This window comes from Bradyrhizobium sp. HKCCYLRH1034, assembly GCF_051168375.1.
Taxonomy (GTDB): Bacteria; Pseudomonadota; Alphaproteobacteria; order Rhizobiales; family Xanthobacteraceae; genus Bradyrhizobium.
In genome coordinates, this window is sequence record NZ_JBNPUW010000003.1 from 360,376 (window position 1) to 378,684 (window position 18,309).

The 18,309-nt window shown below is 61.5% G+C and carries 16 protein-coding genes; 4 read left to right on the forward strand and 12 right to left on the reverse strand.

Annotated elements, in window-relative coordinates; all coding sequences use genetic code 11:
- Nucleotides 1-454 precede the first annotated feature (454 nt).
- The 12 genes from ACQR0W_RS08665 to ACQR0W_RS08720 all read right to left on the reverse strand — a co-directional run bounded on the left by ACQR0W_RS08665 (nucleotide 455) and on the right by ACQR0W_RS08720 (nucleotide 14,784).
- Nucleotides 455-6,094 carry a LysM peptidoglycan-binding domain-containing protein gene (locus tag ACQR0W_RS08665; RefSeq protein ID WP_316166310.1) on the reverse strand — a complete coding sequence of 1,880 codons (5,640 nt, stop codon included), beginning with the start codon at nucleotides 6,092-6,094 and terminating at the stop codon, nucleotides 455-457.
- 293 nt (nucleotides 6,095-6,387) lie between these two features.
- A complete protein-coding gene (locus tag ACQR0W_RS08670; protein WP_315715076.1) occupies nucleotides 6,388-7,437 on the reverse strand; it encodes an EscU/YscU/HrcU family type III secretion system export apparatus switch protein in 1,050 nt (349 codons plus the stop codon).
- Nucleotides 7,434-8,252, reverse strand: coding sequence for a type III secretion system export apparatus subunit SctT (gene sctT / locus ACQR0W_RS08675; protein WP_315715075.1), 819 nt, complete (start codon nucleotides 8,250-8,252; stop codon nucleotides 7,434-7,436). Before sctT ends, ACQR0W_RS08670 begins: the two co-directional genes overlap by 4 nt.
- Before the next feature lie 51 nt (nucleotides 8,253-8,303).
- Nucleotides 8,304-8,573 carry a type III secretion system export apparatus subunit SctS gene (gene sctS / locus ACQR0W_RS08680; protein WP_315715074.1) on the reverse strand — a complete coding sequence of 90 codons (270 nt, stop codon included), beginning with the start codon at nucleotides 8,571-8,573 and terminating at the stop codon, nucleotides 8,304-8,306.
- Nucleotides 8,574-8,597: 24 nt separating this feature from the next.
- Nucleotides 8,598-9,245, reverse strand: a complete 648-nt coding sequence (gene sctR, locus ACQR0W_RS08685) for a type III secretion system export apparatus subunit SctR (protein ID WP_434840627.1) — start codon at nucleotides 9,243-9,245, stop codon at nucleotides 8,598-8,600.
- A 9-nt stretch (nucleotides 9,246-9,254) separates the two neighbouring features.
- Nucleotides 9,255-10,322 carry a type III secretion system cytoplasmic ring protein SctQ gene (sctQ, locus tag ACQR0W_RS08690; RefSeq protein WP_315825605.1) on the reverse strand — a complete coding sequence of 356 codons (1,068 nt, stop codon included), beginning with the start codon at nucleotides 10,320-10,322 and terminating at the stop codon, nucleotides 9,255-9,257.
- A complete protein-coding gene (locus ACQR0W_RS08695; protein ID WP_315825606.1) occupies nucleotides 10,319-10,771 on the reverse strand; it encodes a hypothetical protein in 453 nt (150 codons plus the stop codon). The genes sctQ and ACQR0W_RS08695 overlap by 4 nt, the downstream gene beginning before the upstream one ends.
- Nucleotides 10,772-10,803: 32 nt before the next feature.
- A complete protein-coding gene (locus tag ACQR0W_RS08700; RefSeq protein WP_410051221.1) occupies nucleotides 10,804-12,147 on the reverse strand; it encodes a FliI/YscN family ATPase in 1,344 nt (447 codons plus the stop codon).
- Entirely contained in the window at nucleotides 12,147-12,764 is a 618-nt protein-coding gene (gene sctL / locus ACQR0W_RS08705; RefSeq protein ID WP_315825608.1) for a type III secretion system stator protein SctL, read from the reverse strand. Before sctL ends, ACQR0W_RS08700 begins: the two co-directional genes overlap by 1 nt.
- Nucleotides 12,761-13,354 carry a SctK family type III secretion system sorting platform protein gene (locus ACQR0W_RS08710; protein WP_316205700.1) on the reverse strand — a complete coding sequence of 198 codons (594 nt, stop codon included), beginning with the start codon at nucleotides 13,352-13,354 and terminating at the stop codon, nucleotides 12,761-12,763. Before ACQR0W_RS08710 ends, sctL begins: the two co-directional genes overlap by 4 nt.
- Before the next feature lie 132 nt (nucleotides 13,355-13,486).
- The gene (gene sctJ, locus ACQR0W_RS08715; RefSeq protein ID WP_316170068.1) at nucleotides 13,487-14,344 is read right to left on the reverse strand and encodes a type III secretion system inner membrane ring lipoprotein SctJ; all 858 of its coding nucleotides are present in this window, start codon (nucleotides 14,342-14,344) and stop codon (nucleotides 13,487-13,489) included.
- Nucleotides 14,345-14,346: 2 nt separating this feature from the next.
- Complete coding sequence (locus ACQR0W_RS08720) at nucleotides 14,347-14,784, reverse strand: hypothetical protein (protein WP_315751845.1); 438 nt, start codon at nucleotides 14,782-14,784, stop codon at nucleotides 14,347-14,349.
- A 342-nt stretch (nucleotides 14,785-15,126) separates the two neighbouring features.
- Between ACQR0W_RS08720 and ACQR0W_RS08725 the strand changes: the two genes are divergently transcribed.
- From ACQR0W_RS08725 to ACQR0W_RS08740, 4 genes are all read left to right on the forward strand, one after another.
- Nucleotides 15,127-15,723, forward strand: a complete 597-nt coding sequence (locus ACQR0W_RS08725) for a nodulation protein NolW (RefSeq protein ID WP_316170067.1) — start codon at nucleotides 15,127-15,129, stop codon at nucleotides 15,721-15,723.
- Between the two features lie 61 nt (nucleotides 15,724-15,784).
- On the forward strand, nucleotides 15,785-15,997 hold the full coding sequence (locus ACQR0W_RS08730; protein ID WP_316170066.1) for a hypothetical protein: 213 nt from the start codon (nucleotides 15,785-15,787) through the stop codon (nucleotides 15,995-15,997).
- A 263-nt stretch (nucleotides 15,998-16,260) separates the two neighbouring features.
- Entirely contained in the window at nucleotides 16,261-16,776 is a 516-nt protein-coding gene (locus ACQR0W_RS08735; protein WP_316186535.1) for a hypothetical protein, read from the forward strand.
- 513 nt (nucleotides 16,777-17,289) lie between these two features.
- Nucleotides 17,290-18,279, forward strand: coding sequence for a SctD/MshK family protein (locus ACQR0W_RS08740; RefSeq protein ID WP_410051825.1), 990 nt, complete (start codon nucleotides 17,290-17,292; stop codon nucleotides 18,277-18,279).
- The last annotated feature ends 30 nt before the right edge of the window (nucleotides 18,280-18,309 follow it).

Genomic DNA, 18,309 nt, shown 5'->3' on the forward strand with positions numbered 1-18,309 from the left:
CAGCCAATGATTGCTTGCCCTAAAAGACACACAACCATCATGAGGTGCAACTACAAAACTCAACCGAAGCATGAAGCATCATTGAGTCGTTTTCTTGACGAAATTCCCCTGGCCCAACGAGCTGGCGATCGAGGAATCGCGGCGACGCCGTTCTCGACTACTCGGCGTCGGAGGCGACGCACACATGGGCCAAGCATCTGCTGCAACGCCGGAGAGAACCATGCGTTCGCATACAGGCTCAGGAGATAGCGATGGCCTCAGGAGATCGCGGGTCCTTCATATCGTCCAACAACGCACCTTCAGCATTCGGCGGCTTGGTGCCGAACCCCGACGCGCGAATCATTTCGGAGCGTCGGATTGCGCGCATCGGAGCCGCGGCAAACCAGTGACGAGTGCGGCTTGGCACATGACATCCGGCACGCAGATCTACTGAACCGAATGTCAGAACCGTTCCTTAGGGCCGGAACGATTCGATGTACTTGATCAAACCCTTGGCGCCGAAAGAAAGTCCGGAGGTCCACGCGTCGCGGGGACGGGCCCTCGCCCATTTCTTTGCTGCACCACTCTTCGCAACGGACCCGACCGCTGAACGCGTTGCAGCAAGGCCGACCCCGACAGCGACACCGACATCGGGACCAATGAGCGCCCAGTTCCCCGCGTGAGCGTGTACATCAGCCGCTACCAGATTGCCCGGAACGAGCCCGATCGCGCCGACAAATTGAAGGCCTTTTCCGGATTTGGTTGATGTTTCCCAACTTGACTTGGTGGGAATATTTACAGTTGGAGGAGCCAAGTCCTTCTTGTTTGCAGAGCTGGCCTTATTGTAGCTCATCAATTCTTTCGTCGTGCGCCCCGTTCTCCGCGCCACCTGCACCCATGTCAGCCTGCCCTTCGACGGATCTTGGACGTCACGATTATCGTAGACGCGGTCGACCGAGAGCTTGTCACCGACCCAAGCCCCGGCCCGCGGAAGCTCGTAAGTCTGGGGGATCCAAGTCCGGTTCTCGGACACGATCTTTCTGACTGTTGTGCCATGCTCCTTTGCGAGATCTCTCAGAGATTGTCCCGGCTGGAGATCGACGGCTTGCTTTTGCCCGGGAACGTGCAGATTCTGGCCGCTCATCGACAACAGACGTCGGAGAGGCACACCGGTTTTTTTGGCGATCTGTTCCCATGTCACGGCTGTTGGGTTGCTGGCCGACGAGGCTTGGCCCGGAACGTCAATCCGCAAAGGTGCACGACTGTCCTTGTTTGCCGTGATCAGCTTCTTGATCCCGACACCATGCCTGCGAGCGAAACTCTCCAGTGACTCGCCTGGTTGCAAGCGATCGGTCGTTGCCCCGCGAAGCACGCGGCCACCGCTCGCTGCATCATAAACCCGTCGTGGTGGGATGGACAAACCACGGTGCCCGTTCGCCTCCAACAGCCGCTTCAGGCTGAGTCCCTGATCGGTTGCAAATTCCCCGTAGGTCACGCCATTCGTGACCTGACGAAGCCGCTGAGGAACCAGGATCTCGGCGGGCGCTACATTCTTGGCGTTGGCCTTGGCGATCGATCGCAGCGAGGTGCTGTGGCTGTCGAGAAACTCCTGCGGGCTTTGACCGGCTTGCACGCGTGCGTCATCGACTGCCGGAACGGATGCGCCTGCGGAATCCTTCCGAGCGGGGATCGACCATCCATGCCGATCCAGGTTCAGCGCCACGAGCGTCTTGACATCGACCCCCTCGCGCTTCGCAATCTCGGCCCATGTCGCACCAGAACTGTTGAGAGCGGTAACTGTCGGATTGATGTCTTGAACGCTAGGATTGCTTCGCGTGAGGTCGCGCGGTATGAGGCCAAGCCTTTGGGCAATGCTGACCATCGTATCGCCTGGCAGAACGTCGACTTTCGTCCCGCGCGAGCGCATCAGCGCTTGGGAGCTCACACCATTGCGCAAGGCGAAAGCTGCCTGCCCAAGACCGAGCAAACCGTCCGATATGGCGGCGGCCCTGTCTGTATGCCATCCACTCGCAGCCTTCATGAAATTGATCGAGGCGTTGGTCCCGAAACTCGAGGCGACGACGGCGCGAGCCGCCGCTTCACGAGACGACCCGAGCCACGTCCTAACCCGCGCATGCGCCAGGGGACTGTTGAAAAACGCGCGACCTACTGGATTAAGATCAGCGATGGCCTCGCCCAATGCCGGCGCACCATGCGTGGCCAACACCAGTTCGCCGGCAACGGCTGCCGATGCTGCGGCGGGCGGAGCGGCAGCGACCCATTCTCTCAATCGATTCGCGATGCGCTTGGCGCCGCCTCCCGCCTGAGGTGTCGTCGAGGCGGCCAGAGCCCAATCGGCCGCGTGATCTTGGCTGATTGGCGTATCCTGCAACCCCAAAGCGGTCTGCCGGAACGATGCGAGTGCCGCTGGATCGCCTCCGAAAACCGCCTTGTGGAAGTCGGTCTCCCCCATCCGGTCGCGAATGGCCTCCGCGATCTTTGCCTCCGTCGCATAGGGCGATGTGCCGCGGCGCGGCACGACCTGCGAGGCGAGAAACTCGGTCACACCTTCGTTCAAGTTCGAATGCGGCCGGCTTGAATCAACGACCAAGGTGCTTGCGAGCTTCTTGAACGATTCCGAGGTCAGTGCATGCACGGCCTCGTGTGCGACCACGTCCGGGCTCAATCTGTCGGTCCGCACATAGACGCGATGCCCCTGATCCGATGCGATGCTGAAAGCATCGACGGCCGCCGGATCGTGCTGGCCGCCGGCTTTTTGATATGCACGGGCGAAATCGGCAGGATCCATGGCCTGCAGCCGGATGCCATTCGGCGCTGAGCCGCTCGTCCGACCTTGATAGGCGTCAAACACCTTCCTTCCCGCGTCGAGCGCAGCGGGCTGTCCGGCAAGGCCCGCTTCGGTCGCGGTGCGGGATCTGCTCTGCTGATAGTGATGAGAAGCCACACCGGAAACTGTATTGAGTCCGATGGACAGATAGTCTTGCGTGGTCGGCGCCTTGCCTGACAGGAGGCCGGGACCCGCAGTCAGCATGGTGTTCGCGCCCAGCTGGGAGGCTGTCTGATAAAGCGGGTTCGACACGAGGCCATTCGGCCGTGCCGCGCTTGCGGTCCGCACGGCGACCTTGCCGTCGACGAACTTCGTCAGACCGCCAGTCACCCCGGCCATCGCGACATTCTTGAAGTATCCCGAGAACGCATCCTTCATCTGCGCGTTGGCTTCGTCCTGCGTGAGCCGTCCCTCGGAGAGCTGATACTGGGACTCGACATAGGTCCCCGCGACGTTGCCGAGGCCCATGACCCCCTGATTGGCGACCATGACCGTTGATCCGGTTGCCAGCTTCGAGACGACCGAGCTTGCGGCCTGGTCGAGGCCGCGCGTAATGAAGGCCTCCGTCGCTCCGCCCGTCAACGCCCCGCCTGCTGCGCCCAGGGACTGCACGCCCGATACGGTCGCATCGACGCCCGCCTGCTTCACCTCATCCCAGCTGCCGCCACCCTTGAAGAAGTTGTTGGTCAGCGCCGCATCGAGTGAGATGTGAGAATTGCTGTGAATGTCGCCGCCACCGAACACAGTTGCTGCATTCTGGGCCGTGTCGATGGCTTCGGCCGTTCCCGTTCCCACCAATGTGCCCGCCGCGAGGGCGGCCAAGACCGGCGCGCCGGCTCCGGCCGTGGCCATCGTAACCGCGGTCGCAGCCGCGGCGATCGCGACGTCGCGCACGACTTCCTGTGCACTCGACCAATTGGCGTCGGTCTTGCGCTCGTTCTCGAACATCCGGTCATTCTGGGTGGCCAGATTACCCATGATGTTCAGATACTGGGCATTGACCTCCTGGGCAGTCATCCCTCCCTGATTTTTCTGCAGGGCCGTGAGCGCCTCTTTTTTGTCCTGCAGATCCGACTCGAGCTCAGACCGGTTGGCACCGAACAGTCCCCCGACCCAATCGCCGCCCTTCTGCAGAAGGCTGCGGTTGCCGAGCGCTTTGTCTTCCCTGTCGATGGCATCCTGCAGCTCATGCAGCCCTTGACCGATATCCACTCGCGCGTTCGCGTCCTTGAGGCTCGCAAGCTGCTCAGCGACCGCGCCATCGCTCAAGGCGCCCGGATGCTGCGCAAAGAATGTATTGTACGCATGCGAGAGCGCGCTCTGGTCAGCGGCCGTTTGCGGATCGAGTAGATTTTGCGGCAACGTCAGCCGAAACTGAGAGTCCAGCAGCTGATATTGAGCCAGCTTCTGTTGAAGCTGTGCATATTGAAGCGATTGCTGAGCCGTCGTCAGGGCGCTGCCCGCTTTGGTGAAACCTACAGCCTGTACATTGCCAGCTTGTACCAAATCAGTGTTGGCGGACTGCTGCGCGGTCGCGACCGCCGCCTCGCTCTGTGTGACACGATAATCCTGAACCAGCCTGTTGGTCGTTGCAGCCAGCTCTTTCGTGATCAGGCCGGCCGATGCCGCATCAGTTCTTGCCTGCGCTATCTGCTGCAACACCGGCGAGTTTGAGGGCAAGGGAACATGGCTATAGGTCTGCTCCAGATTAGCCAATGTCGTATTGCGCCGGTCGGCGTAGGCAAGCCCGGTTGCCGACTTGAAGCCCGCCGTCGCAATGTCGGACATTGTCGAGAGCTCGCGCAACTGATGCTGCGCTTGGTTCAGCTTGAGCTCCGTGGCGGCCGTCGGATTCTTGATATAGGCGGCCTGCGCATCCGAGACGGCCTGGTGGCCCTTGATCAGGGCGAGGTCGGTCCCGACTTTGTTCTGATAGGCGCTTGCCTGATCGTAGTCGATCTTCGCCGTGGTAGCGGTCTGCCGGGCTTGCGGGGACAATTTGGCAAGATCGGAGTCCTGCGCTGCCTCAAGATCGGTCTGCGCTGCCGCCGCAAATGCCACTCGGTGCTGAGCCGCGGCCCAGCCTGCATTCTGGTAATCAGCATTCCCGTTCGCGAGCTTGAGATCGAGCGATGCCTGCTGCGGATCGCTGCCGCGCGTTGCACGTACGGTGTACCCCAATGGATGCAGAGCGTCGTTCACCCGATCCTGGGCATCCTTCGCAACCGTCCCGTATTTCTCGTAATTCGAAGCATAATACTGGAGCTGGGCCTTGCCCTGCGCGACCATGCCGACATCGGCGTTGAGCTTGCTCCGCGCCACGGTGAAGTCGTCATAGGCGCGCAGCTGCGATGGCGTCAAATTCGCCTGGGTCGGATTTTCGTTCTGGTCGATCGTGACACCGGCTTTCTTCAGCGCTGTGGAAGCGCTCTCGAGCTCTTTCTTGTCCGCCGCGGCCTGCTGCCCGTAGACGACGCTTTTCCCTGCCGCAAGGTCGGCGCTCGCGGCATCAAGCTTGCGCTGGTCCGTCGCCAGCTTGTGTTGCTGCGCATCCTGCTGCTGATTCAGCAACGACAGACGGTGCAATGTTCCGGCGCTGATCCCCCGGTCCATCTCGGTGTCCAGACGGCCGAGCTGCGATTTGGTCTGCTCGAGAGCAGCCGTATCGGCGGTGACCTTGGCCTTTCCCGCGGAAACCTGGGCCGAGGCCGCGTCGACGAGCGGGGCAACTTTCCGCGCGACTGGATCTTTCACGGTGACCGGCGGCGGTGCCGGCTTGTAGTTCGCTGCGGCGGCGTCGATGCGTTGTGCAGCACTCAGATTGCTCTTGGCCGAACTCAACACCGCCTGGTCGGCGGTGACTTGCTGCTGAGCGGCCGCAACCTGCTTCTTCAGATCGCTGATATGGGCTTGATGCGCAGCCGCCGCGGCGCCCGCGCCGCGACCGTACCCGATCGGAGCCTTCGTTCCCTGTGCATCATTCAGTTCGGTCTGCAGTTTATGCAGCTTTCCAGCATCACCATCGAGTGTCGTCTGCGCCTTTGTCTGAACCGCTTTTGCCTGCGAAACGGCGTCTGGGACCGGCGCCGCCGACGCCGGGGCGGGGACCCCCGGACACGCGGCCACCGCCTTCGGCGGAACAGGGGGACCAAACAACACAGGCGTCGGTTGCAGAACCGGACCCATGAATGGCCGAGCGGGCTGAAAGAGCGGCAAAGGTGCCGTCGATGACGATCCAACGCTGTGCGTCGAATTGCGATCGAGCATGCCCGAAGACGACGCCGTGGACTTCGGCCGCGGAGGTGGCGGCGGCGGAGGAGGTGGTGGCGGGGGTGGCGGCGGAGGCGGAGGAGGCGGCGGGCTGGCGACGACCGAACCACCACCTGCGTCATCTATCCGCATTCGCGCGTCTCCCCGTCAATGGCGACAGTGCTGCTTTGGCCGGCGCATATCGTCAGCCGTGCAGCCCATTCGGTGAACTCCGAGCGGCATTGTAGGACGTCAGCCAGCCGCTGATCCGGAATATATTATGAAAATACTGTTGGGCGGCGCAGCGACAGTCAGGACATGCCGCTCGCGCGCAACGCCGACGCCACTGGCTGGAAAAACTCCTCAGTGATGTAATGGTCCTGGGCGATGCGGCGATCGAGTTCCGCTGCAAGGTCTGGATTGCGCAGACGAGGAATGCCGAGCTCAGTGGCAGCTTCGGTGAGGTTGTGCGCGCGGACGGAACGTCCCTTGCACACAAGCCTTGGGACCTGTGTCTCACCCGGAACATAGCGCAACCCGACCATCACATCGTCGCCCTCAATGACCAGTGTTGCGCTTTCGATTCCTCCCCGCCCTCCCCCGTGCGCCAGCGATTGACGCTGACGGCGTTGTGCGGAGCGCACCTCCGGCAGGCCCTCCTGGTCTCTCCGCTCGCGCTTCGCCTCGCTTCGTGTCATCCGCATCTCGCGCATGAACAGTCCGCGCTGCAAGAGAACGTCGATAAGGCCGCCCACCATCAGCACGACGATTGCCGCGACGACGAGCGGTGCCATCACCGCCCCGATCACCGGCGCGAGGCACGAAAGGCCGCATCCTGGCGTGTGAACCAAGGAGTTGAGCGACATCGCGAGGACGAAAACCGAGATCGTGACGAGCAGGGTCGTCTTGACCAGACTCTTCACCAGCTCGATCAGGCTCTTGAGCGCGAAAATTCGCTTCAAACCCTTTGCGGGATGCAAGCGCTCTGCGCGGGGCTTGATAGGGTCAAGGCTGAAGACGATCCCCTTGGTGACGGCGACGTTGACGACGAGGGACATTAGGACGACGATGGCCGCCCCCCTTGCAAGGTATGGCACGGCGGCTTCGTACATCATCGTTCCGATCGTGCCCGCAGCTTCCCGAAACGGTTGCCCGCCCGCATCGCCCACGAGCATCATGGCTCCCCGTAGCCGCGCGAAAAGCTCCGGCAAGATCAGCCAGAGATAGAGCAGCATGGACGACAGGCATGCACCGGCGACCATATCGGTGCTGCGAAAGACCTGTCCCTTTTCGCGCGCCTTACGTAACTTCCGCTCGCTCGGAGGCAGCGTCCGCTCCTCAGTGCCGCCATCCTCACTCATCGCAGGAACTGCCCTAGCTGGTCCAGGATTCCGGTCAACTCTCCAAGCTGAGTACCGAAGTGATCGAGCAGAACGGCCGCATAGGGCGGCAGAACCAGGAAATAGACCAAGTTGCGCGCCGCCATCGAAAGATCGAACACATTCAACTGCGGTGCGAAACGGGCGATCACCATCAGCGCGAACATCGCAACGAACATGGCCGCCAGCACTGGGAATGCCAGGATCAATGCCAACTGCAGCACGCGGACGAGCATTTCCAGCGCCAATAGGCCGCTCTCCGCGCGTAGCAACGGCGCGAGCTCAATGACCGGCCAGAGCCTGTAGCTGCCATAAAGGGCTTCGACGACGCTATGAAAGCCGTCGGCTGCGACGAACAGAACCACCGCAGCGAGCATAAAAAGCGTGCCAGACGCGGTGGACTCGGTCATGGCGTTGGGATCCTGAAGCTGGGCATCGGGGGCCTGACGTTCGTAGTCGAGCAGGTCGCCCGCGACCTCGGCGGCCCAGAACGGGATCCCAAGCAGCAGACCAAGGAGCCCTCCGATGATCGCTTCCTTGAACCCGACCGCGACCAATCGCAATGTTTGCGTGCCGATCGGAGGAAGCACCTCAACAAGTCCGGTCATGACCGGTAGCGAGATCGCGACCACGAAGGCACCACGAATCAAGCCGGTCAGCCCGAGGCGAACAAACACCGGAAAGGTCATGACGAAGGCGCTGGGACGCGCGATGGCGAGCGCCAACGAAAGAAGATGACGGAAGACGAGATTGGCCCCCGCCTCGATGCTGTCCAACGGCATGAGGTCAAGCCCCATCGCCACTCCGCGTCGCCCATGTCCCTCCGAGCGCTATGAAGGGAAGGCCCGTCAACGCGTCAGTGCAGGAAAATCCGCAAGGATCTGATCGGCATATTGGATCAGCGGTGCCGCCAACACTGCGCCGAACACCGCCAGCGTGGCCACGACGGCAATCAGTTTGATCGTCTGCGGCAGCACCTGATCCTGAATCTGGGTTGCGGCCTGAAGAATTGAGACGAAGAGGCCAACAACCATCGCCACACCCAGGGGAGGCATGGCAAATATGAGAACGACCGTCAGACCCCTGACCAGATGATCGACGATCGTTGCTTGGCCCATTGCTTCCCCTCCCCATCTCGCAGGCTATCCGTAACTCAACACCAGGCCATGCATCAGCTTGGACCAGCCCTCGACCATCACGAACAAGAGCAACTTGAATGGGACGGAGATCGTCGATGGCGGCACCATCGACATGCCCAGGGACATCAAAACCGCGGACACCACGAGATCAATCGCGATGAAGGGCAGATAGAGCAGGAATCCGATCTCGAAGGCGCGCTTGAGCTCCGAGCTCATGAAGGAGGGAACGAGGATAACGAGATCTTCGCTCGATAGCTTGGCCCTGCTGCTATCGGGCCATAAGCTGCCGGTGGCGGTGACGAAAAACTCTCGCTCCGCGACCGTCGTGAACCGGCTCAGATGTTCGCGAATTGGCTGGCCTGCCCGCTCAGCAGCATCTTTCCAGTCGGTAAAGGTTTGAAACTCGCTGGGACGATCATTGACGCGCTCATACACGGTCTCCACTAGCGGCGCGCTGACATAGGCCGTCAGAACCAGCGCAATGGCATAGAGCACGAGGTTTGGAGGCGTCTGCTGCACTCCCAGCGCGTTCCGGATCAGGAACAGGACCACGGCGATCTTGACGAACGATGTCATCGTCACGACGACAAAGATGACAAGGCCAAGTCCGGCGATGACCGCGAGAACAGCGAACAAATTGAACTGGGTCACGGCTTCAGCTCATTCGTGATTGAACAATCTGTTGATCCGCACGCCGATTGCCTCGCCGATCCTGACGATCTCGCCCTGCCCGATCCGCCGATTCCCCGCGTGTATCTCAATTGCATGTCGCGGATCCCGACCGAGATTGAAGACATAGCCGGGCGCAATCATGCGCAACTCGCCGAGAGGTATCTCGAGCTGGCCGATCTCAAATAGGAGCTTGATCTGGAGGTCGTCCAGGCTCACATCGTCTGCGCCTGTATCGACGCTTTCATGTGCCGTCATGTCCACAGCCGTCCAATGATGATGAAGATCGCCTCTGATCTGGTGCAACGTGTCCACCACTGTCGCGTCGCTTCCCTCGAAGCGGCATGAGGTGAGACGACGCTCGCCGAAGACGGCGGCGACGCGTCCATCCGGCATCGCGTGTTCGATGATCACGATGTCTCCCGGCCGTAAGCTCGCAAGCAAGCGGGCGCTAACGCGCGTAACACCAAGCCGGAAGGCCGCGCAGATCGGAACTCCGGCGGCGGCAGCCGGACCCAATGCTTGAACTTGATTTGCCAAACGGGATTCGTATGGCTCTGGTAAAGACAGGTAAGCACTGAACGATCGTTCGCCAAACCTGCCGCGACACAGGATTCCGATCGAGTCCGGAACGCTGCCATCGAAGGAAGCATGCGTGAGGATGACGGGGAGGCCGAGCGTCTCCTCGATTGCATCAAGTATGGCGGCGCAGGCGAACTCGATCAGAAGCAGCAGATCGGGCTCGGCGAGCGTAGTTCGAGGCGGACCATCAATCGCCTGCAGCGTTGCATCGATCACCTCGACAGGCAGACTTACGGCGCATGGATCACCGCCGATCGTAAAATGCAGACGACACGCCGGCCGGCTCCAAACGCCCGAGGAGGCGCCCGAGAAGGAAATCCGCAGCGGCAGACCCGCCAACTCGCAGGTGAGTTCAGCCAGTCGCCGACACCAACGACGGGCACGTAGAACATCAGCGATGGATAGCACGTCCGGATGAAATTCGGTGATCTCACCGTCAGGCGCTCCGCGCCTGCGAGCGGGGAATGGCGCGTTCATGCTTGCCGCCCCGCCGCCCTGCCGTCCGAATTAGCCATCTCCTCTAGCAACGTCTCACGGCCCTCGCGACGGCGACGTGATTGCTGCGATAACTCATCCCACTTGCGACGCCTCCGATGAGCCTTCACGAATTCGAGGCGTAGACCCTGAACTTCGTTACGCGCATGGTCGAGCGTACGGATGCTCGCAAGGCGCTGCTCGGCAAGCGCCATTGCCAGCGACTCGAGGCGCCTGAGTTGCGCGTCAAGTTGGGTGATCTCCCGCGCGGAAATTGGACGCCCTACCATCTGCTGGTAGATCTGACGTTCGCGTGCGCCACGCGCCGCTGCTTGCAACGCGAGCGCATGATTGATCTGCGTCAGTTCTGCAGCCGCTTCGACCTGTGCCTCCACGCCGCGCTGAAGCGCGGAATTCGCCCGCCGCTCCCTCTCTCCGAGAACGATCCGCATCCTGCGTATGCGCGTGAGCAGTGGATCGTACCTCATGACGCGAGCTGCTCGAGTTGATGGATCGTGCGATCCCACGGAACGACCTCGCCGAGGCCCTGCCGCAGAAAGGACTTGATAGCATCCTGCTTGGCGATCGCCTCATCGGCGATCGGATCGGATCCGGCCTTGTACTCCCCAACCTGCAGCAGGAACTCAAGCTCTGCATAGCGAGCTATGAGTTCACGCACCCTCCTGGCTGCAGAGCGATGACGGCTCGTCACGACCTGATCCATGACGCGGCTGAGGCTGGACACGACGTCAATCGCAGGGAAATGCGCCGACTGTGCGAGCTTAGGTGACAACGCGATGTGCCCGTCCAGAATGCTGCGCGTCTCCTCCGCGATCGGATCCGCGGTACCATCCCCCTCAACCAGCACGGTGTAAAATGCGGTGATTGAGCCGGCGACTCCGGGACCGGACCGCTCGAGCAACTCGGGCAATGCCGCAAACACCGACGGCGGAAAGCCCCGGCGCGTCGGCGGCTCGCCCGCGGCCAGTCCGATCTCACGCAATGCCCTCGCAAAGCGAGTGACACTGTCCTGCACTAGGAGCACGCGTGCGTTGCAATCCCGGAAGTACTCCGCGATCGTCACGGCGACATAGGCAGCCGTGACGCGCTCCGTCGGCGGCCGGTCGGAGGTTGCGACAATCACGACTGATCGCGCCCGAGCCGCTCCAGCCAGGCAGCGCTCGACCATTTCTCGAACTTCGCGCCCACGCTCGCCAATCAGTGCGACAACGCAGACGTCGACGTCCGCGTTCTGGACGATCTGGGCGACAAGCGACGATTTGCCCGCGCCGGGTTCGCCATAGATGCCGATCCGCTGCCCCTCGCCGCAGCTGAGCAGACCATCGATCGCCCGGATACCAAGTGACAAAGGGCCGTCAACGAGCCGCCGTGCCAAGGGCGCCGGCGCAGCTCCGCGGACTCGTCGAATCTGGTCGAACTCGGGCCATCCTCGTTCCTGAACGTCGAGAGGGCGCCCGAGCCCGTCGACGACGCGGCCGAGCAGCGCTGGCCCAACCATGATGCCGAGGGCCTGCCTTGTCGAGACGACTTCCGTTCTTGTTGAGAGACCCGCCACGTCTCCGAGAGGCGTCAGCAACGCGACTCCGCCTTCGATGCCCACGATCTCGGCCCGCAGATCAGCCGAGGCATGGGCAGAACGGAGCAAACAGATATCGCCAACACGCGCATCGGGAACGATCGCCCTGATGAGGGTCCCTGACACCTGAATCACGCGCCCGCGGATCGGGCGCAGTTGCGAACGGCCTGCAGCTTCACGCAACTGCGGCAGGATTCGCGCGAGTCGGTGCGTGGCAGAGCCTGCCGGCATCATGGCTCCACCCCCTCGAAACCGGCACGCAGCGCCAAGGCGAGCTGCTCCAGTTGGGCGTCAACGGAAACATCGATCTGCCCGAACTCGCTCCAAAGCATACAGCGCCCCGGCGCAAACTGCGGGTCCGACACGATGGTGAGCTGGTCGGCACCATCCTCCAGCAGCGTCGCCACTCGTACACGGATGGACTCCATCTCCTGCGGCGCAGTCATCAGCACGAGGGCCGTACCGGAACGCATCTCTTCGAGTGCTCTGGTGATGGCGCGCGCGGCGAGATCGTCCGGCTCAAAACTTCCGAGGATCTCCCTGATGATCTCGACGACGAGCGTGATAAGTTCGTCTTGCAGATCGGCGACGAAATCATCAACCGTGACCTTCGTTTCCGCAATCAGGCGGGCCGCCTCCTCAACTCCCGCGAGACGACCATCCTCGAAGCCTCTCATGCGCTGCTCTTCGAACGCGAGCCGGGCCTGCGCGGCGATCTGCTCGCATTGCCGCCGGGCGTCGGCAAGAGAGGCAGCCGCGGAAAACCAGGTCTCCGCCTCTTCGGCTCGAACCACGGGTCCGAGCGGATGGAACGTGCCGACAGGCTTGTCACTCTCGGGGGCTTTCACGGCACCATCCCATCGGCTAGAACGCGATCAACAATCTCCGGACCAAGCTGTTGGTGTCGCCGCGAGACCGAGGAGCCCAGCGGCGAGTTAATCGGAAATCGAAGAAGGATGCGGCTGCGCAAGGTGGCGGGGAGTCGCCAGATTGCGGCATTGAGACATTGCATCCCATCACCTCGGATGAGGTCCGCAAGCGCAGATGGATTCGGGGGGCGATCGGGTTTGGGCGACAGATCGATATTGGCGAGCGCGACCTTGTGGAGTCGGGAATCGAATTCTCCGAGATGCTCCCGGAGCGTAGTCTTGAGGACCGTGGAACGAATTGCGTGGGCATGCCAAACACCGCCGGCCAGCTCACCGACGCGGCATAGCTGCTCACAGTCGAGAAGCGCAATGCGACTGCGCGTGTCAGCGACGTCGGCTGCCGTGCAGCAATCAAGCTCATAATGCACAACGATCCGCTCTGAGATATCTCGGTGGAGTCGGTCGCAGGCGAGTATCCGTGCGGCAAGCCCGGGCGAAACGCCCGGTACGCACGCGAGAAATCGTTCAACGTGGATGTAGCGTGCCGGCAATCGACAAAACGTGTCCATATCGATCACCGGCCAATGCCCCACCGGCGCGCCGGGTTCGCAGCCACCGCCGACCTTCGGAGCACGCAAACCAAGGGATGCTCCAGGTTGCACAAGCCTACTCATTTGCCGGCCAAGCCCACTTCAATCGCACTAGGATACGACACGCAGCGGATCACGCGCCGGCCTTCGCGCCTCACGACGCGGCGCGTTGCGTTGCGCATATCCCACGCGTGCCCGGCGCCAGAGCTGGAAGATTCCGATCGATCCCAGCAGCCCCACCCCTACAGCGGCTGACACCTGCAGGATGAGCGGACCGTCACGCAGGGCAGATCCGTCGTGAGATAGAACGGATGCCGTCGTCTCGATCGACGTGGAGGGGCTGACTTCGACGGGATCCGAACTGCCACGCACGAAAACCACGGCCACCCTGTCGTACGTCAGTCCTTCGACACTGTTGGCAATGAGGGTCTTGATCTGCGGTAGGAGCACGGCGATTTCGGCGCGCGCGTCGTGCTTGATGAACACCGATGCCGCCGACGACGGAACCTGATCGTGACGCAACGGGTCTATCTTAGGCAGCACCACGTGGACTCGGGCAGAGATGACTCCGTCGATCTCCATGATCGTCCTTGCCAACTCTTGATTGAGCGCGTGAATCAACCTGACTCGCTCCTCTGTGGGTGACGACACCAGACCATTGCTTGAGAATATGCTGCCCATGTCTTCGAACTTCGCATGCGGCAACCCGGACGCATTCAGCAGCGTCACAGCGTCGGCAAATCGCTCCTGCTCGACCCTGACAGTATTGCTACCGTCCTTTGCCTGGAGTCGGTCGGCGGCGATGCCGTGGTGCAGCAGAAGGGCCACCATCAGATTAGCCTCCTTCTCGCTCAAGCGGCTATAGAGCTCACCCTTGCAACCGCTCAGCATGAACGCCAAGCCCAGCACCAGCGCCAAATTCAATCCGCGCCCTCGAGCGGCCAGCCATTGTTTGCCGCAACCGGCCATTCTCATTGTCCCTTCAAGAACGTGTTGAAGATCCGGGTCGACTCGGTCGAGATTTTCGACATCAGCGTCGCCTCAATGGCAAACGAGAATGCGTGCTCCAGCATTTGCAGGGCCTGACGGCCCGCGTCTGGCTTGTCCGCTCCCAGGGCCGTTCCGCCAATGTTGGAAGACGCTGGACCGGATGCTGCCGGCTCCGGCATGAGATTGAGCTCGGGCGCGACATTGCGCTGGACCCGCTCGTACGAACTCTCCATCCACTCCATCACCTTGCCGCCGAGTTGGTCGACGGCGTGCTCAGGCTCCATAGGCAGTTTAGTGACCGATCTATGCAGAGCGTCCTGAAACGACTGCTGGGCGGCCGCTCCGGGCTCAACGGCTCCGAAACTGACACCAACTGTTCCGGAAGCTGTGACGCCACCCAACGGCGCAATCGTCGTCATGTCACCGCTCCATGCCGTCTCAGGACCCCTCGTGCTCTCGCCATTGCTCACTCCAAACAAATAATGACTCACAAGGACAGCCGGACCATGGCTTGCACAACGGATCAGACAGAGCTTTGCACGGCGCCCAGCGGGGCAGAGCATAATATTTTCCTAATATATTCTCCGACGCACCCGCGACCGCTGTGATTGAATGAGATGAGCTGATAGCAACAAGTACATGTGAGTCTGCTCGTGGGTACGCGCGATCAACTACACGATTGCCACGATTGTTCCGCGACAAGGCCGCACGAAGGCCACGTTTTCCCATGCGACCCTTTGGCATCTCGGGTTCTGGTCCCATTGCGCAGCGGGGCTGCGATCGCGACCGTCTGCCTGACGCTCTCGGCGGCTGCAATCCACACCACGTCCGCAGACGCGGGTGAACCTGCTTGGCCGACCGAGTCCTACAGGTACACCATCGTCGACCAAGACCTTGGCAACGTTCTTCAGGAATTCGGACGAAATACCGGCCTGCGGTTAGAGGTGAGCCCGGAAGTACGGGGACGTGTGCGCGGGCCTCTGCCTGAACTCAAGGCCAGAGAATTCATCGAGCATCTATCCCGGAACTACGGACTCGACTGGTATTTCGACGGCTTCCGGATTTATGTCACTAGCAACAAGGAAGCTTCGAGCAGGCTCGTTCAACTCGGTGCCGTGCCGCTCCAGCGTCTCGAAGCCGCACTTCGCGATCTCGCGCTCTCCGACGCGCGATTCTCACTCAGATCCATCAAGCAGGGCGACATGGCCCTGGTCTCGGGTCCCCCGCAATACATCCAAGCGGTGGAGCGTACGCTCGCAGCACTGAAGCCTCGAGCTGACCAGCCATCGTCGGTCACCGTCTATCGCGGGGAGCACGTCCAAGTGGTCAAGCTCAACGCCCCAGGCGACGTGCCATGACGCAGATCAACGGGTTCGCAAGTCCTGCCAGATCGACCGGACGGATCAAAGGAGTGTCAGAATGGCCGTAGAAGCATCGAGCATGACGACCGCGATGGCAAGCGCCTCGAGCAGCAGCGAGGCAGTCTCGGCTGAGGATCAAGCAAAGTTCGAGGAGGCGTTTCTCAGCGCAATGCCGCAGGCGGCCGCGTTCATGCTCATGACTGTTGCTCAGGACGGTATTCAGGAGATGGCATCCGTTGGCGACGAGAATAGTGCAACCCGGGATCCGTGACGGAGCCTGCCGACTGACGCCTCGTTAGACCCTTTGCTCAGAACAAGACAGATAAGACATCGGATCGCAAACAAGGAGAGAGTTGCATGTCTAGGGTCAGCTCCCACGCATCATCCTCACGTGAAGCTCACACCGGTCACATGATGGGTCCGCACGGACACGCGTCGTCCTGGCCCGGCTTTGCAGGATTTCAGCCCACGCCCGGCGGGTCGTCAGCTCATCCAGCTCATCGCTGTGATACGGGGGATTGGTGGCAGTCGTCGATGCCGCCCGCTTCGCAGCAGCAAGATCCGCGGACGTCTTCCATAGCATCGGACGTTCTTGGATTGGTCGCGGACGCAAAGACACCTGCAGACAAGGCGGCTCTGATCTCGGCGGCCATCAGCATCCTGAGGGGCGGACCGAGCCAGTGCGACGCGCGGAACAACGGCCGCGTTGCCAAGATCCTTGGTGACCTGACCCATCAGATCACGAATTCCACTGGGCCCAGCGATCCCGCCAAAGGTCAGCTGCTCGACGGGATCGCGAAGATCCTGAAGCAACTCGTGTCCGGCCCATCCCATCAACCCGGCGCGAACAGCTCGATACTCAAGACGCTGAATCAGCTCGTCAGCCAAGTCTCAGAGGCAAAGGGCCTTGACCAAGCGACGAAGAACAACATCCTCGACAAGCTTTCCTCGATCATTCTGCAACTCGCGGATTCAAGCTCGGGATCGCCATGCGACCGCTCCGCGGGACACCTCTCGGCCGACAACCATATCACCGACAGAGCTGAGTAAAGCAACGAGGCCTCATTCTCGCAACGCGACGAGAGCGATGAGACCAGGACGTTGAAGGAAGCGCGAGAGGCGTACCTCACAAGGTGCGCCTCGGGACGGGATCCAAGCCGCCGCTTCAGCCGAGAGGTGATCAGCGTGGACAACGTGAACGATCACTTCCCGGCTGGAGGGCATTCCCCGACAGCCCAATCCTCAACGCAACACGAACATAGAGAGATAAAGCGATGTCCCATTCAACAGGCTCCGTTTCTTCGACGACGTCATCGAACTCGAGCATCGATAGCGCGATCGCGAAGATGAAGAGTGCCTTCGACGAAGCGATCAAGACGAATGCCGAGATCACGACCAAGAAGACGCACTGGGGATCGATCGAGACGGTCGCGCAGCAGCGCCCGAACGTCGGCTGATCCAGCGATCGCCCTCGGACAGCTACCAACCGCTTACGGCACGGGGCGTTCGTACCGAGCGCTCCGCTGCCAACATGGCTGCTAGGCCCTGATGGAGAGGCAGAGAATGCCGGCATCACCGTCCCCATTCGAACTCACAATCCGATCGGGCCTTCATGCCGGGGTCCGGCAAGAACTCGACGCCGGGACCTATCTGGTGGGTCACTCGATGGACGCCGATGTCGTTCTCATGGATGACTGTCTGGCTCCTTTGCACGCGCGGTTCGCGCTAGAGGCGGACTGTTGCGAAATCGAAGGCACCGCAGATAATGTTCTGCTGAACGGCACCCTGCTCGGTGCCGGAGAAGCACGGATCAGTCGTTATCCGGCCGATGTCGTTCTGAATGGAATTCGGCTCCGCTTCACCCGCAAGCGCAGAACGACCCGCTATACCTTCTTGAGGTATGGACTCGGCACCGCCGCGATCCTGGTCTGTCTAGCCCTGCTTCTGCAGGGATTTCCCGCTGGTGCGGACAAGGTGCCCGGCGATGGCGGCTATGCCACAGCTGAGCGGCTGAGATCCCCCCGCTGCGACTCCGACTGTTCGACGAAATATCCGAGCAGGCACGCGCCCAATTCGCCCGCCCCCACCCTTACCCCCGCACGACTGCCCGGCCAGGACAGAACGGGACGGGCCGGCGCGGAGCCCGGCGCGCCGGTGGCGGATTTGAACAGCGCGGCGGACGCGCTGCGCCAGCGATTGCTGACTGCGGGCCTCACGACCGTCGAGATTGTCAGCGACTCAAACGCCATCACGGCGAGAGGAAACATCGAACCCGCGGCGTTAGGCAGGTGGCGCGACATTGAGCGATGGTTCGACGGCACGTTCGGCATTGCCATCGTGTTGACGAGCCAGGTCGAGGCGAAATCTGTAAAGCGTAGCGCCCCTTTGACCGTTCAGGCGATTTGGGCCGGAAATGGGCCGTATGTCATTGATGGACGCGGTCAGAAGCTGTTCGCAGGCGCCGTTATCAGCGAAGGGTGGATCGTCGATCGAATCGAACAAGACCGGGTCGTATTGCGTCGCGGCGCAGACCTGCTCGCCGTGAGCTTGTAAGACCATGCCGCTCTGCGTTTCGATCAATGT

Excerpts from the sequence above, each read along its gene's own strand:
- ACQR0W_RS08665 (WP_316166310.1), bottom strand. The coding sequence starts at position 6,094 with ATGCTCGATCGCAATTCGACGCACAGCGTTGGATCGTCATCGACGGCA.
- ACQR0W_RS08670 (WP_315715076.1), bottom strand. The coding sequence starts at position 7,437 with ATGAGTGAGGATGGCGGCACTGAGGAGCGGACGCTGCCTCCGAGCGAG.
- sctT (WP_315715075.1), bottom strand. The coding sequence starts at position 8,252 with ATGGGGCTTGACCTCATGCCGTTGGACAGCATCGAGGCGGGGGCCAAT.
- sctS (WP_315715074.1), bottom strand. The coding sequence starts at position 8,573 with ATGGGCCAAGCAACGATCGTCGATCATCTGGTCAGGGGTCTGACGGTC.
- sctQ (WP_315825605.1), bottom strand. The coding sequence starts at position 10,322 with ATGAACGCGCCATTCCCCGCTCGCAGGCGCGGAGCGCCTGACGGTGAG.
- ACQR0W_RS08695 (WP_315825606.1), bottom strand. The coding sequence starts at position 10,771 with ATGCGGATCGTTCTCGGAGAGAGGGAGCGGCGGGCGAATTCCGCGCTT.
- ACQR0W_RS08700 (WP_410051221.1), bottom strand. The coding sequence starts at position 12,147 with ATGCCGGCAGGCTCTGCCACGCACCGACTCGCGCGAATCCTGCCGCAG.
- ACQR0W_RS08710 (WP_316205700.1), bottom strand. The coding sequence starts at position 13,354 with ATGGACACGTTTTGTCGATTGCCGGCACGCTACATCCACGTTGAACGA.
- sctJ (WP_316170068.1), bottom strand. The coding sequence starts at position 14,344 with ATGGCCGGTTGCGGCAAACAATGGCTGGCCGCTCGAGGGCGCGGATTG.
- ACQR0W_RS08720 (WP_315751845.1), bottom strand. The coding sequence starts at position 14,784 with ATGACGACGATTGCGCCGTTGGGTGGCGTCACAGCTTCCGGAACAGTT.
- ACQR0W_RS08730 (WP_316170066.1), top strand. The coding sequence starts at position 15,785 with ATGGCCGTAGAAGCATCGAGCATGACGACCGCGATGGCAAGCGCCTCG.
- ACQR0W_RS08735 (WP_316186535.1), top strand. The coding sequence starts at position 16,261 with ATGCCGCCCGCTTCGCAGCAGCAAGATCCGCGGACGTCTTCCATAGCA.
- ACQR0W_RS08740 (WP_410051825.1), top strand. The coding sequence starts at position 17,290 with ATGCCGGCATCACCGTCCCCATTCGAACTCACAATCCGATCGGGCCTT.